This window comes from Nocardia sp. NPDC019219 (genome assembly GCF_040632645.1).
GTDB lineage: Bacteria > Actinomycetota > Actinomycetes > Mycobacteriales > Mycobacteriaceae > Nocardia > Nocardia sputorum.
Map to the genome: position 1 here is coordinate 94,104 of NZ_JBEYCG010000013.1, position 12,069 is coordinate 106,172.

Below are 12,069 nucleotides of genomic sequence, written 5' to 3' on the forward strand. Positions count from 1 at the left end.
CGTCCCTCAGGCCCGGTCCACGGTGATGGTCATGCCCGCCGCGCGCAACCGCTCGGTCAACGCGTCGCCCATCGCGGCGGCGGGCGTGAGGATGCCCGCGAGCTCGGGTTGCTTGTCGGTGTCGAACGCCAGGCACAGGCCGCTCTCGCCGAGCAGCACCGCGGTGGCCTGGTAACCCGGGTCGCCGGTGCCGGAGAAGGTGGCCACGTACTTCGCGCCGGAGGTGGTGTGCGCGAACGTCTTCATGGTGAACCAGCCGCTCTTACGCGCCTTCTCGTCCGGGCCGGTGCCCGGCTTGGGCAGCACACGGTCCAGCAGCTTGCGGCCCGCGGCCGCCCGCGACAGCAGCGCGCCCGCGGTCAGGCCCGCCACGATGCCGCCCGCCATGCCCGCCGCCACCAGCGGCGCCACCCGCGACTTCCCCGCGCTCATCACTTCGCGGTAGCGGAAGTTCTTGCCGTAGACCCAGCCGAGCAGTCCGTTGGTGCGGCGCACGACCTTGGTGTTGTGCGCGGCCATCACGAACGTGCTCACCCACCCGTCCAGGCTCGGGTCGATGGCACTGGCGCGCGACAGCGCCTGATCGGACTGGCGGCCGACGTCGGGATCCATCGCCTTGTCCGGGCTCAGCGAGTACGGGTGCGACAGCACCTTGCCCTTGGCCGGGTCGGCGGCGATCGCCTCCATCATGGCGCGGCCGGAATCGATGGTGCCGCCGCTGACCCCGCCCTTGAGCGAGGCCACCAGCGTGGTGTCGACGAGTTCACCGGCGTTGTCCTCGACCGTGCGGCGGTAGAGCTGGTACACGCTCAGATCCGACGGAATCGAGTCGTAGCCGCAGGAGTTCACGATCTTCGCGCCCGTGGCGACGGCCTGTTCGTGATAGGCGTCGATGGCGTCGCGGATGAACAGCGGCTCACCGGTGAGGTCGGCGTAGTGGGTGCCGGCCTTGGCGCACGCCGCCACCAGCGGCATCCCGTAGCGCAGGTACGGGCCGACCGTGGTGACCACGACTTCGGTGCGCGCCGCCAGCGCGTCCAGCGCGGCCTGGTCGGTCGAGTCGGCCACCACCAGGCCCCAGTCCGCCGCTTTCGGGCCGAGACCGTCACGGACCGACGTCAGCTTGTCCAGCGACCGCCCCGCCAGGGCGATCCGGGCGGATTCCGGCGCGGCTCCGAGGAGGTACTCCGCGGTGAGCTTGCCGACGAAACCCGTCGCCCCGAAGAGGACTAGGTCGAATTCCCGTGTGTCTGCCATGGTCTTCCGTTCTGGGGTCGAGTCGCCGGTCGGCGGCTACTTCGTGGTCTTCTTGCGCGGCCGTTGCGGCGCGGCAGGCGGGCGGTCGGCGAGCCAGGCGTGATGGGCGCGGCCGAGATCGGTGACCGGCGGTTCGTCGTAGAGCCATTCCCGGGCGACGCGATGCCAGTTCCCGGTGCAGCCGAGCTGACCGAGCATGCCGAAGGTCAGGAAGTCGGCGCGGCGGGAGAAGAGGTGTTCCGGCGGCAGGTTCTGCTGCTTCATGCCGGTGAACTCGCTGGCCCTCGGGTCCACCGCGAGCAGGAACGCGCCGCTGGCCAATTCCGGGGTGATGGTCAGTTCCTCGTCGACCAGACACCATTCCGAGGCGGCCAGCACGTATTCCAGGCACTCCTCGGCGCCGATCTCCTGCGGTGAATCGATGACGCCGCGCTGGATCATCAGCTCGCGCAGGTCTTCGGCGCGATCCTCCGCGGCGGCGCGCAGACAGACCAGTTCGAACTGCACGTGCTCGGCGTCCATGCGGTTGAACAATCCGAAATCCAGGAAGGCGACCCGGCCGTCGGCGGCGAGCAGCACGTTGCCGGGATGCGGGTCGCCGCAGAACTCGTTGAAGGTGAACAACGATCCCACGTAGAACCGGTAGATGATCTCGCCGATCCGGTCGCGCTCCGCCTGCGGCAGCTGCCGGATCGCGTCGAAGCCTTTGCCCTCCACGTACTCGGTGACCAGCACCCTTGTGGTGGAGAACTCCGGCAGCGAGCGCGGCACGATGACGAACGGGTGCCCGGAGTACAACTCGGCGATCTGCAGCTGGGTGGCCGCCTCGGCCCGGTAGTCGAGTTCGGCTTCCATGTTCAGCCGCAGCTCGTCCAGCACCGCGGGCGTCACCCAGGGCATCGCGGACTGCAGCACGCGCCGGAACATCGCGAGATTCTTCAGATCCGCGCGCACCGCGGCGTCGATGCCCGGGTACTGCACCTTGACCGCGACCTGGCGACCGTCGTGCAGCCGCGCCCGGTACACCTGGCCGATCGACGCGGCGGCGACGGGCTCGGCGTCGAACTCGGCGAAGACCGCGTCGAGCGGCTTGCCGAAATCGTCCTCGATCACCTGGCGCATGGCCGCGAAGGAGACCGTCGGGGCCGCGTCGCGCAGCACGGCCAGGCGTTTCTGGAACCGTTCCCGGTGGTCCTCGGGCACCAGATCCAGGTCGAGCACCGACATCATCTGGCCGAGCTTCATGGCCACGCCCTTCATGGTGCCCAGCACCGTGACCACTTGCTCGGTGGTGCGAATCATGGATTCTTCGGCCATCTTCGCCCGGACGGCCTCGGATCTGCCCCGCATGGTCAGTCGCGTGCGCTGGGTGCGAAGCACCGAACTGGCTGCCACCGCGCCCAGTTTCGTGCCACGAGCAAGCCGAGAGGTCGGTACTTGCTTCGCCATCGAGGTACCTCCGTTGGTGCCGCGGTCGTAGCGACGGACACGCAGGCGGCGACGCGCGGAACCGGGGTGTCCCGCGTGGACCGCCGTCGAGTACGGCGCAGGCGGTGACGCAGCGCACTCGGCGCACCGCTCGGGTTCAGACTAGCCAAGGTTTCGACAAAGTCGAGAGTGGCAGTGAACTTTTGCAAGCGGTCCAGCTAGCGCCGGGGCCGATGGCGGATTCAGTCTTGCACGGGCGACTCGGGCACGGGCAGCACGTGCTGCTGCGCGTTGAACGCCGCGGGCGAACCGCCGGCGCGGGCCATGCCCTCGATCGCGCTCCAGGCAAGCATGGTGAGGTAGTCGATCACGTCTTCGCGGGACAGCGACTTGTTGGTGGTCCACCAGTGCGTCGCCAGTTGGATGCCGCCGACCAGCACGTACGACGCCAGCGCCGCGCCCTCGGTCGCCACGCCCCGGTCCTTGGCGCGCTCGGTGATGACCGCGCACACCACCTCGGCGAAGAGCTTCTCGAACTCCGCGAGCGAGGACTGGTCGGCCGAGCCGTTGCCCATGATGAACCGGTAGACCTCGGGATCCTCGTCGACCGTCCCGACGTACTCGGCCAGCGCGGAGCGGACCAGCTGGTACTCGTCGGCGTCCAGGCTGATCGCGCCGTATACCCGCGGCATCAGCGTGGTCTCGATGAACCGTTGCATGGTCGCGTGGACCAGGTCGTTCTTGTCGGAGAAGTAGCGGTAGAGCACGGTCTTGGAGACGCCGATCTCCGCGGCGATCTCGTCCATGCCCGCGCTGGAGCCGCGGGCGCGCACGGCGGCGAGGGTGCCGTCGACGAGTTCCTCGCGGCGATCGATCTTGTGTTGCCGCCACCGGCGCTTGCGGCCGTCCATCCGGCCGCCGCGCACCGCCGACGGTCGCTCGCCGATATCGACAAGGTCTTCGGTGGACAGCGTGGGCTCCCTCGTTCGTATGTGCTCCGGTGGCTACCAGCTTAGGTCCCCGATACCGGTGATATGCGCTTTTGGGCGCGGATGCGGTAGGAACCACAGTGTCGGGCGCGTCTGGCGTGTCCCCGCTCCGCTCGCCCGCTCGCCCATTTCGCCGCGCACAGCAGAATGGGAGGCATGGAGAAAGCTCCCGGCAACACCGCGGTGGCGGACGCCCCCGCCGCGCCTGCCGCCGCGCCCTTCGGCTTCGCCGCCGTGCTCGACGAGGCGGCCAAGCGTCGTGACCTCTGGCGGATGAAGGCGCTGGCCACCGGCCTGCTCGCCCTGGCAACCGCGATCTATTTGTTCTGCCGCTGGATCGAATCGCGCGGAGCGGGCGGCGATTGGGTCGGCTACCTGCGCGCCGCGTCGGAGGCGGGCATGGTCGGCGCGCTGGCGGACTGGTTCGCGGTGACCGCCTTGTTCCGCCATCCGCTCGGCCTGCCCATTCCGCACACGGCGATCATCCGGCGCAAGAAAGACCAGCTCGGCGCCAGTCTCGGCACCTTCGTCGGCACGAACTTCCTGGCGCCGGAGGTGGTGTCGGCGAAGCTGAGTTCCGCCCGGATATCCCTGCGGGTCGGACGCTGGATGGCGGATCCAGGTCATGCCGCGCGAGTGGCGCAGGAGAGTTCGACGCTCCTGCGGGCCGTCGTCGGCGTGCTGCGCGACGAGGACGTGGAACAGGTCATCGACAACACCATCGTCAAGCGGATCGCCGAGCCGCTGTGGGGTCCGCCGATCGGGCGCGTGCTGGCGGAACTGCTGGCCGACAACCGGCAGCTCGCGCTACTGGATCTGCTTGCCGAGCGCGCGCACCAGTGGGCGCTCGGCTCCCAGGAGACGATCGACCGGATCGTGCTGCGCGACGCCCCGCAATGGGCGCCGAAATTCGTCAACATCCTGCTTTCGGAACGGATCTATCGCGAACTGGTCGAGTTCACCTGGAAAATTCGCTCGAATCCGGAGCACGAGGTGCGCCTCGCCGCGAATCGGTTCCTGGAGGAATTCGCCGAGGACCTGCAATTCGACGACGCCATGATCAAGAAGGCGGAGCGCATCAAGGCCCAGATCATGGGCCGCGAGGAGATCACCGGACTGGCCTCGGCCACCTGGCGCGCGGCGAAGCGGCTGATCCTGGAATCCGCCGACGATCCGGGCAGCACGCTGCGGCGCAAGGTCGCCGAGAACGTGCAGCAGCTCGGCGAGCGGTTGCGCGACGACCCGGACATGCGGGCCAACGTCGACGGCTGGATCGATCGCGGGGCGCGGTACTTGGTGGAAAACTATGCCGGTGAGATCAGCACCCTGGTCACCGACACGGTTGCCCGGTGGGATGCCGACGAAGCGAGCAAGAAGATCGAATTGCAGGTCGGCCGGGATCTGCAATTCATCCGGATCAACGGAACCGTCGTCGGTTCGCTTGCCGGACTGGCGATCTACACGATTTCCCATCTGATGTTCGGCGGCTGATCCGCGGCACGCGGAACGTTTGCCGAAACACTGCTAGCAGACTGCTTGCAATAGCTAGCACCCTGACCTAGAATCGAACCCGTACAACCGCCAGAAGGTGAGTGATGGCAGACCAGCCCGAGGTTTCCGCCGAGTACACCGACAGATCGGACGAGCATTCGTCCGGCGTCGGAGAACGAGCGGGTCGCGTCGTCAACGCGGCGCACGACATCGGAGGCTTCATCAGGGCGCAGCGGGAAGCGGCGCAAGTCTCGCTGCGTCAGCTCGCCCAGCTGGCGGGGGTGAGCAATCCGTACCTCAGCCAGATCGAGCGCGGACTGCGTAATCCGTCCGCCGAAGTGCTCACGCAGATCGCGAAAGCGCTGCGGGTCTCATCGGAGGTCTTGTACGTACGGGCTGGCTATCTCGAGCAGCGGCCGCACAGTCCGGTCCGGGACGCCCTGCTCGCCGACACGTCGATCAGTGAGCGGCAGAAGCAGGTGCTGCTGGACATCTATGAATCGTTTCGCCGGGAAAACGGAGGAAACGAGGCAGGGGGGGACGTATGGGACAGCGACGTTCCGCGCACGACAACCGACACTCCGCCACGCCAGGAGAACGAAACCTTATGACCGAGAAGAACGCCACCGTCACCAAGCCCTTGCTCGCCACCGTCGGTGCGGGTGACGCCCTCTACACCGCCGTGAACGACGTGTTCGCCCAGGTGCGCGAGCGCGCGGCCGCCACCGAGGTGCAGGCCCGGGTGGAGGAGGCGCGCGAGCGCTTCGCCAACGTCCCCGCCGACGTGCAGGCGCAGTTCGACACGCTGCGCGAGCGGCTGTCCGGACTGCCGTCGGAGCTGCCGGACGACCTCGCCGAGCTGCGCGAGAAGTTCACCGCCGAGGAGCTGCGCGCCCTGGCCGAGAAGTACTACCGGCAGGCGCTCGACCTCTACGCCGACCTTGCCGCCCGCGGTGAGGAGACCATCGAGCGGCTGCGCGCCAACCAGGCCGTCGAGGAGCGGATCGGCAAGGTCGAGACCCTCTACGGCGACGCTGTGAGCCGCGCCGAGGATGTGGTCGGGCGCGTCAACGGACTGCTCGGCCGCCCGGTCAAGGTCGAGACCGAGGTCGAGGTGGAAACCGAGGCGGACATCGTCCCGGAACCGGTCGTGGAGGCCGAGGTCGTCGAGGTGACCACCGAGTCCACCCCGGCTCCGGTCACGAACGGTGCGGCGAAGAAGGCTCCGGCCAAGAAGGCCACCACGCCCGCCGCCAAGAAGGCTCCGGCGAAGAAGGCCGCCCCCAAGAAGGCCTGAACGGCCCGCCGCTGAGTGCGATTCCACGCCCTCGCGCACCCCTGGTGCGCGGGGGCGTTGCTTCTATGATGGGTGGGGTGAATATGGTGCACGGATTGACCGGGATGATCCTGCTGGTGCTGTGGCTGGCGGCGCTCGGTGCGACGATTTTCGCGCTGATCCACGCCGTGCGTCAGCGTCCGGACGCGTTCACCGCGGTGGACAAACTGACCAAGCCGATCTGGCTGGCGATTCTCGGGGCGGCTGTGCTCGTGCTTCTACTCTCACCCGCGGGGCTGGGCCTGCTGTCCTTCGCGGCGATCATCGCCACGGGTGTCTACTTGGCCGACGTACGGCCCAAGGTGGACGAGGTGCAGCGGGGTCCGCGCTGGTGAGAGGGAAGACTGCCGACAGGTAAGGGTGCTTGCACTAGCAAGCGGCGCGAATCGGGGTTACTGTATCTAGCAGTAACACAAAGGAGTGTCCGATGCGTGCCATGCTGCCGACCGCGTTGACGAGCTTCCCGGGACTGCTCCGGAGCTTGCGCGCCGCGCACAGCGCCGACCTGCGTTCGCGTACCTACCAGACCGTCGCGTTCAACCCCCCGGCCGCGCCCCGCGAGGTGATCCCGGTCCGCGCCGGGGACGGAGCTCGGCTGCGGGTACACGCCTACGGTCCGCCGGACAAGCCGGCCGTCGTGCTCGTGCACGGCTGGACCTGCTGCCTCGAGTACTGGAACCCGCAGATCAATGCGTTCGCCGGCGATTATCGCGTGATCGCCTACGATCAGCGCGGCCACGGCGAGAGCGAATACGGCTCAAGCGAGCTGACCATGGGCCTGCTGGCCGACGACTTGGCCGCGGTGCTCGACGCCGCGCTCGCGCCCGGGCAGCGGGCCGTGCTGGTCGGCCACAGTCTCGGCGGCATGACGCTGCAGGCGTGGGCGGGACGCTACCCGGAGCAGGTCGCGCGCCGAGCCCTCGCGGTGCTGCTGACCAATACCGCGGCCGATCGGCTGATCCTGGAGACCACAGTGGTGCCGCTGCTCAACCGCCCGCTGCGGCTGCTGCAACTGAAAGTGCCGCTGCCGTTCCTCTTCGGCAGGCTCGGCCTGGGCGCCCCGCTCGTCTTCCCGCCCATCGCGCCGGTGCGCTGGCTGTTCGCGCGCCAGATCCTCAGCACCGCGGCGAAAGGCGACCTGCTGGACTTCAGCATGGCCATCGTGCGGTCGTGCCCGGCCCGGGTGCGGTCCAAGTTCGGTTTCCTGCTCGCCACGATGGACGTCGGGGAGGCGGCCAGGAGCCTGGTGGTGCCCACGACAGTGCTGTCGGGGCAGTTCGACGACATGACGCCGCCGGTCCACTCCGAACGCATCGTCGAGCTGCTCCGGCAGACCGGCAGCCTCGCGCGCTACCAGGTGCTGCCCACCGGCCATCTCGGCAACGTCGAGGCCTACGAACGGTTCAACGAGGAACTGGCCCGCGTCCTCGCCGCGGCGGGCAAGTCCGCCCGCGCCGACCTCGCGGGCTGACGCGCCGAGGGCGCGCCGGTCAGGAGAAGACCACCGTCCGGCGGCCGTGCACCAGGACGCGCCCTTCCAGATGCCAGCGCAGCCCGCGCGCGAGCACCACCCGCTCGATGTCGCGGCCTTGGCGGACCATGTCGCGTACCTCGTCCGCGTGATCGATGCGGATGACGTCCTGTTCGATGATCGGGCCCGCGTCCAGTTCCGCGGTCACGTAGTGGCAGGTCGCGCCGATCAGCTTCACGCCGCGGGCGAACGCCTGGTGATAGGGGCGGGCGCCGACGAACGAGGGCAAGAAGCTGTGGTGGATGTTGATCGCCTTGCCCGCCCAGTGCTCGCACAGCTCGGCAGGCAACACCTGCATGAACCGCGCCAGCACCACCGCGTGCGGGTCGTGCGCGTCCACCAGGGCGCGGACCTCCTCGAACGCCGGCCCGCGCTCGGCCGGGTCCTTCGGGAACGGCACGTGATGGAACTTCACCCCGTGCGCCTCGGTCATCGCCGCCAGATCGGGGTGGTTGCCGATCACCGCCTCGATGGTGGCGGGCAGCTCACCGCTGGCCGCGCGCCCGAGCAGGTCGTGCAGGCAGTGCCCGTCCTTGCTGACCAGCAGCACCGCACGGCGGCGCGACCGGGAGTCCAGCAGCTGCCATTCGGTCTCCGGCCCCAGGCCGGCCGCCACCCCGGCGAACCGGTCCCGCAGCTCCGCGATCCCGAACGGCACCGTCGCGGCCTTGATCGCCTGGCGCGTGAAGAACCAGCCCGTCTCCACGTCGGAGTGATACCCCGCCTCCACGATCGAGCCGCCGAACTCGGCGATGAACGACGTGATCCCGGCGATGATGCCCGGACGATCCTTGCAGCCGAGCGTCAGCACGTAACGGCGATCGTCCAGAACGGGAGAAGCGGAACTCATGCGTACATCTTCCCAGGCGCGCCGCGCACTCGATCGCGGTGTATGTGGAACTCATGGCCGCGGCCCGCGCCAGTGGAGCCGCGATCGGCACTGCCGACGGCTATATCGCGGCTACCGCCAGCGCCGCGCGGATGGCTGTCGCCACCCGCGATACCGCGTCATTCCGAGCTGCTGGAGTGCCCGTCATCGATCCGTGGGCCTAGCGCCGTCGCGCTGGTACTCAGGATGGGCGTGGAACTCGCACCAGGTCGACGCGCGGGATATTTCAGAGCCCAGGTCGTCTGCGCACCCCGGGCGTCTGAACTCAGTGGCGGCGCTCAAAGGCTGTAAAACGGGTCCGCGTAACGGAATTCGCCGACGATTTGGGAATCGTAGGCGGACAGGGAGCGGACCTGGAAGTGGCTGATCCAAGCCGGGTCGTCCGGGGTGATGCCGAGACGGGCGGCGGGGACGAAACCGAAGCGGGGGTAGAACTCCAGGCTGCCGAGCAGGCCGATCAGGGGTTCGTCGAGGGCGTCGGCGGCGCCGAGGGCCGCGTGCATGAGGGCCGAGCCGACTCCGGCGCCTTGATGATCGGCGAGGACGCCGATCGGGCCGAGTGCCAGCACCGGGAACGGGCCGACGGCAGCTCTGGTCAGGCACAGGTGACCCACCACGCTGTCGTGCTCGATCGCCACCAGGGAGAGCGTGGGAATCCAGCCCTCGTCGCTGCGCAACTGCGCGACCAAGTCCACCTCGGGTGGATCCGCGTCGACCCGGTCACCGGAAGTGCCGGCAGAGGCATAGCGCGGGGCGAATGCGCTGCGATGCACCGCCGCGATCGCAGCGGCGTCGTCGGCGCGTTCGCGACGGATCAGCACGGTCGTCTCCTCCCGAACGAAGTAGGCCCATCCGCACACGTTAGTCAGTCGACCGTGGCGTCCCGCTCTCCGATGCGCCATCAGCTACGAGTGTGCGGGAAGTGCCACCAGGCGCGCAACGGAATTCGCGCCGGGTGTGCCAGACTCTGGACCCATGGCAAGTTCCACGTCGCTGACCAGGGCCGAAGTGGCCGCCATGATCGATCACACACTGCTCGCCCCGGAGGCGACGCGCGACGAGGTCGACGCGCTGGTCGAAGACGCGCGGGCGTTGGGCGTGCTCGCGATCTGCGTGTCGCCGTCGATGTTGCCGGTGCGCGCGCCCGGGCTGGTGGTCGCCACCGTCGCCGGATTCCCCTCCGGCAAGCATCATTCGCTGGTGAAGGGCGCGGAGGCGCGGCTCGCGGTGGACCAGGGCGCCGCCGAGGTCGACATGGTCATCGATGTCGGCGCGGCTCGCGCGGGTGATTACACCGCGGTGCTCGCCGACATCGTCACGGTGCGCGAGGCGGTGGGCGATCGAGCGCTGCTGAAAGTGATCATCGAATCGGCCGCACTGCCGGACGAGGCGATCGTGCAGGTGTGCCGGGTCGCCGAACGCGCGGGAGCCGATTTCGTGAAGACCTCCACGGGATTTCATCCCGCGGGTGGTGCGAGCGCCCACGCGGTGGGATTGATGGCCGAGACGGTCGGCGGCCGGCTCGGCGTCAAGGCCAGCGGCGGCATCCGGACCGCGGAGGCGGCGGCGGAGCTGATCGCGGCGGGCGCGACCCGGCTCGGACTGTCCAGGTCGCGCGACGTGCTCGACGGCTTCCCGGCCTGACCGGAGCCGGACAGCTCCGCGGCCGTCTTCGCCGCCGCGCACCCCGAAGTTCGTTGCGGCGCGGCGCGTCAGCAGCGCATGTCGGAGCTGTTACCGGCGGACTCGAGTTGGGTACGCCCACCCGACAGATGGACGTCGACGCCCGAGTCGGTGACCTTCACCTCGGTCGCCGTCATGCCGAGCGGATAGCTCTGCAGACTCTGGGTGAACAGGTCGACGATGCTCTGCACGAAATCGGCGGGCAATCCGATGCCGAGCAGTTCCGCCGACATCGTCTCCACCTGCACCGCGCCGTTCACGATCTGCGGCTTCAGCTGGAGTTCGGCGATGCCGCCGAGCACCGCCAGGGTGAGCATGCCGGAATCCGCCGAGGAGGTCACCCCGCTGACCATGCCGCCGAGGGTCTCCTTGATCCCTTCGTTGCTCCAGGTGACGTCGGCGGAGGAGCTGCCGATCACGCTGCCGTTGGGGTCGGCGACATCGACGTCCCGGAAGACGGCGTGCACCCCCATCCCGACGGCGGGGCCGAACTTGGAGTCGGCGCTGTTCACCCGCACCGACGGCACCTTGCCGTCGATCCAGGTGACCAGCATCGGCTTGGGCCCGAAGCTCACGTCGATCTTCGATCCCATTTCCTTCTCGAACTGCGAGCTGATGCAGCTCGAGACCGTGTGCCTGGCGTAGGCCTCGCCGCCGACCAGCACCGTGGCGAGCAGAACCGCTACCACGGTCAGGGCGATCAGCAGGCCTCGCCGGGTGATCGTCGAGGTGGAGGTTGCGTTCGTACTCATGGTCAAAATTCTTCCCGACCTTTCTGAGCCGTCTCTGTGGAGGCGGTGAGGGGTTCGAATGTGACATGAAGCACAAAATCCGGGCGTAGCCTGATCTCCATGGCTGGCGATGTGGCAAGCCGCGCGATCGGATCCGCGGAACAAGGATGGCGTGTTCTGCGCCGTTGGGCCGGTCGGCACGCCGGTTTCTTCACGACTCGGCAGGTGCTGCGCACCGGGTGTGGGGCGCGGGTGCGAGCAGCCCTCGGCGACGGTTCGGTGACCAGGGCGGGGATCGGCATGCTGCGGTTGGCCGGGTGGCCGGAAGGCCCACTCGACGAATACGCGATGTGGGCGGCCTGGTTCGACGGCGCCGCGGTCGTCTCCCACCAGAGTGCGGCGGAACTGCACGGGCTCGGCAGCCTGCGCCCGCGTTTCCTGCACCTGTCGGTGCGCACCGGACGTCCGCCGGTCACGCCTCGGCTGGCGGTGGTGCGCCGGTCGCTGGTCGGCGGCGACGTGGAATCGGCGGGCCCGTTCCTGGTGACGACGCCGGTGCGCACGGTGCTCGACCTGGCCGAGGCCGATATCGGCCAAGCAGCTCTGAACGAGGTGGTCGCCGACGCGGTCGCCATCCGCCGGTGCGCGGGCGGGGAGATCACCGACGCGGGGTCGCGCTTGTCGCCGCGCGCCGCGCGACGGGTATATCAGGCGCTCGCCGTAGCGTGACGAGA

13 protein-coding genes are annotated in these 12,069 nt (G+C 68.8%); 7 read left to right on the forward strand and 6 right to left on the reverse strand.

The window, feature by feature from the left end:
* Window positions 1-6: 6 nt before the first annotated feature.
* From ABZ552_RS23300 to ABZ552_RS23310, 3 genes are all read right to left on the reverse strand, one after another.
* A complete protein-coding gene (locus tag ABZ552_RS23300) occupies window positions 7-1,257 on the reverse strand; it encodes a saccharopine dehydrogenase NADP-binding domain-containing protein (protein WP_357439699.1) in 1,251 nt (416 codons plus the stop codon).
* 36 nt (window positions 1,258-1,293) lie between these two features.
* Window positions 1,294-2,706 (reverse strand): AarF/ABC1/UbiB kinase family protein, encoded by a 1,413-nt coding sequence (locus ABZ552_RS23305; protein WP_357439702.1) that lies wholly within the window; start codon window positions 2,704-2,706, stop codon window positions 1,294-1,296.
* 221 nt (window positions 2,707-2,927) lie between these two features.
* Window positions 2,928-3,596, reverse strand: coding sequence for a TetR/AcrR family transcriptional regulator (locus tag ABZ552_RS23310; protein ID WP_281875840.1), 669 nt, complete (start codon window positions 3,594-3,596; stop codon window positions 2,928-2,930).
* Window positions 3,597-3,947: 351 nt separating this feature from the next.
* Here ABZ552_RS23310 and ABZ552_RS23315 point away from each other — a divergent pair, with 351 nt between their 5' ends.
* The 5 genes from ABZ552_RS23315 (at window position 3,948) to ABZ552_RS23335 (ending at window position 7,972) form a co-directional block, all read left to right on the forward strand.
* Complete coding sequence (locus tag ABZ552_RS23315) at window positions 3,948-5,165, forward strand: DUF445 family protein (protein ID WP_281881179.1); 1,218 nt, start codon at window positions 3,948-3,950, stop codon at window positions 5,163-5,165.
* Between the two features lie 104 nt (window positions 5,166-5,269).
* On the forward strand, window positions 5,270-5,776 hold the full coding sequence (locus ABZ552_RS23320) for a helix-turn-helix transcriptional regulator (protein ID WP_159841552.1): 507 nt from the start codon (window positions 5,270-5,272) through the stop codon (window positions 5,774-5,776).
* Window positions 5,773-6,462 carry a heparin-binding hemagglutinin gene (locus tag ABZ552_RS23325; RefSeq protein ID WP_281875839.1) on the forward strand — a complete coding sequence of 230 codons (690 nt, stop codon included), beginning with the start codon at window positions 5,773-5,775 and terminating at the stop codon, window positions 6,460-6,462. The genes ABZ552_RS23320 and ABZ552_RS23325 overlap by 4 nt, the downstream gene beginning before the upstream one ends.
* Window positions 6,463-6,530: 68 nt before the next feature.
* Window positions 6,531-6,836, forward strand: a complete 306-nt coding sequence (locus tag ABZ552_RS23330; protein WP_039802199.1) for a DUF2516 family protein — start codon at window positions 6,531-6,533, stop codon at window positions 6,834-6,836.
* A gap of 92 nt (window positions 6,837-6,928) precedes the next feature.
* Window positions 6,929-7,972: an alpha/beta hydrolase gene (locus tag ABZ552_RS23335; RefSeq protein WP_281875838.1), complete on the forward strand. Its 1,044-nt coding sequence runs from the start codon at window positions 6,929-6,931 to the stop codon at window positions 7,970-7,972.
* Window positions 7,973-7,991: 19 nt separating this feature from the next.
* On the opposite strand, the gene purU is transcribed toward ABZ552_RS23335, so the two are convergent.
* A complete protein-coding gene (gene purU / locus ABZ552_RS23340) occupies window positions 7,992-8,882 on the reverse strand; it encodes a formyltetrahydrofolate deformylase (protein ID WP_159841558.1) in 891 nt (296 codons plus the stop codon).
* Between the two features lie 317 nt (window positions 8,883-9,199).
* A complete protein-coding gene (locus ABZ552_RS23345; protein ID WP_281875836.1) occupies window positions 9,200-9,742 on the reverse strand; it encodes an N-acetyltransferase in 543 nt (180 codons plus the stop codon).
* Window positions 9,743-9,896: 154 nt separating this feature from the next.
* On the opposite strand from ABZ552_RS23345, the gene deoC reads away from it, so the two are divergent.
* The gene (gene deoC / locus ABZ552_RS23350) at window positions 9,897-10,565 is read left to right on the forward strand and encodes a deoxyribose-phosphate aldolase (RefSeq protein ID WP_281875834.1); all 669 of its coding nucleotides are present in this window, start codon (window positions 9,897-9,899) and stop codon (window positions 10,563-10,565) included.
* Between the two features lie 68 nt (window positions 10,566-10,633).
* Here the strand turns inward: deoC and ABZ552_RS23355 are convergent, their stop codons facing one another.
* A complete protein-coding gene (locus ABZ552_RS23355) occupies window positions 10,634-11,356 on the reverse strand; it encodes a DUF2993 domain-containing protein (protein ID WP_357439708.1) in 723 nt (240 codons plus the stop codon).
* A 99-nt stretch (window positions 11,357-11,455) separates the two neighbouring features.
* Between ABZ552_RS23355 and ABZ552_RS23360 the strand changes: the two genes are divergently transcribed.
* A complete protein-coding gene (locus ABZ552_RS23360) occupies window positions 11,456-12,064 on the forward strand; it encodes a hypothetical protein (protein ID WP_281875832.1) in 609 nt (202 codons plus the stop codon).
* Window positions 12,065-12,069: the final 5 nt, after the last annotated feature.

Excerpts from the sequence above, each read along its gene's own strand:
- ABZ552_RS23335 (WP_281875838.1), top strand. The coding sequence starts at position 6,929 with ATGCGTGCCATGCTGCCGACCGCGTTGACGAGCTTCCCGGGACTGCTC.
- ABZ552_RS23330 (WP_039802199.1), top strand. The coding sequence starts at position 6,531 with ATGGGTGGGGTGAATATGGTGCACGGATTGACCGGGATGATCCTGCTG.
- ABZ552_RS23315 (WP_281881179.1), top strand. The coding sequence starts at position 3,948 with ATGAAGGCGCTGGCCACCGGCCTGCTCGCCCTGGCAACCGCGATCTAT.
- ABZ552_RS23320 (WP_159841552.1), top strand. The coding sequence starts at position 5,270 with ATGGCAGACCAGCCCGAGGTTTCCGCCGAGTACACCGACAGATCGGAC.
- ABZ552_RS23360 (WP_281875832.1), top strand. The coding sequence starts at position 11,456 with ATGGCTGGCGATGTGGCAAGCCGCGCGATCGGATCCGCGGAACAAGGA.
- ABZ552_RS23305 (WP_357439702.1), bottom strand. The coding sequence starts at position 2,706 with ATGGCGAAGCAAGTACCGACCTCTCGGCTTGCTCGTGGCACGAAACTG.
- deoC (WP_281875834.1), top strand. The coding sequence starts at position 9,897 with ATGGCAAGTTCCACGTCGCTGACCAGGGCCGAAGTGGCCGCCATGATC.
- ABZ552_RS23300 (WP_357439699.1), bottom strand. The coding sequence starts at position 1,257 with ATGGCAGACACACGGGAATTCGACCTAGTCCTCTTCGGGGCGACGGGT.
- ABZ552_RS23310 (WP_281875840.1), bottom strand. The coding sequence starts at position 3,596 with ATGGACGGCCGCAAGCGCCGGTGGCGGCAACACAAGATCGATCGCCGC.
- ABZ552_RS23325 (WP_281875839.1), top strand. The coding sequence starts at position 5,773 with ATGACCGAGAAGAACGCCACCGTCACCAAGCCCTTGCTCGCCACCGTC.
- ABZ552_RS23355 (WP_357439708.1), bottom strand. The coding sequence starts at position 11,356 with ATGAGTACGAACGCAACCTCCACCTCGACGATCACCCGGCGAGGCCTG.
- purU (WP_159841558.1), bottom strand. The coding sequence starts at position 8,882 with ATGAGTTCCGCTTCTCCCGTTCTGGACGATCGCCGTTACGTGCTGACG.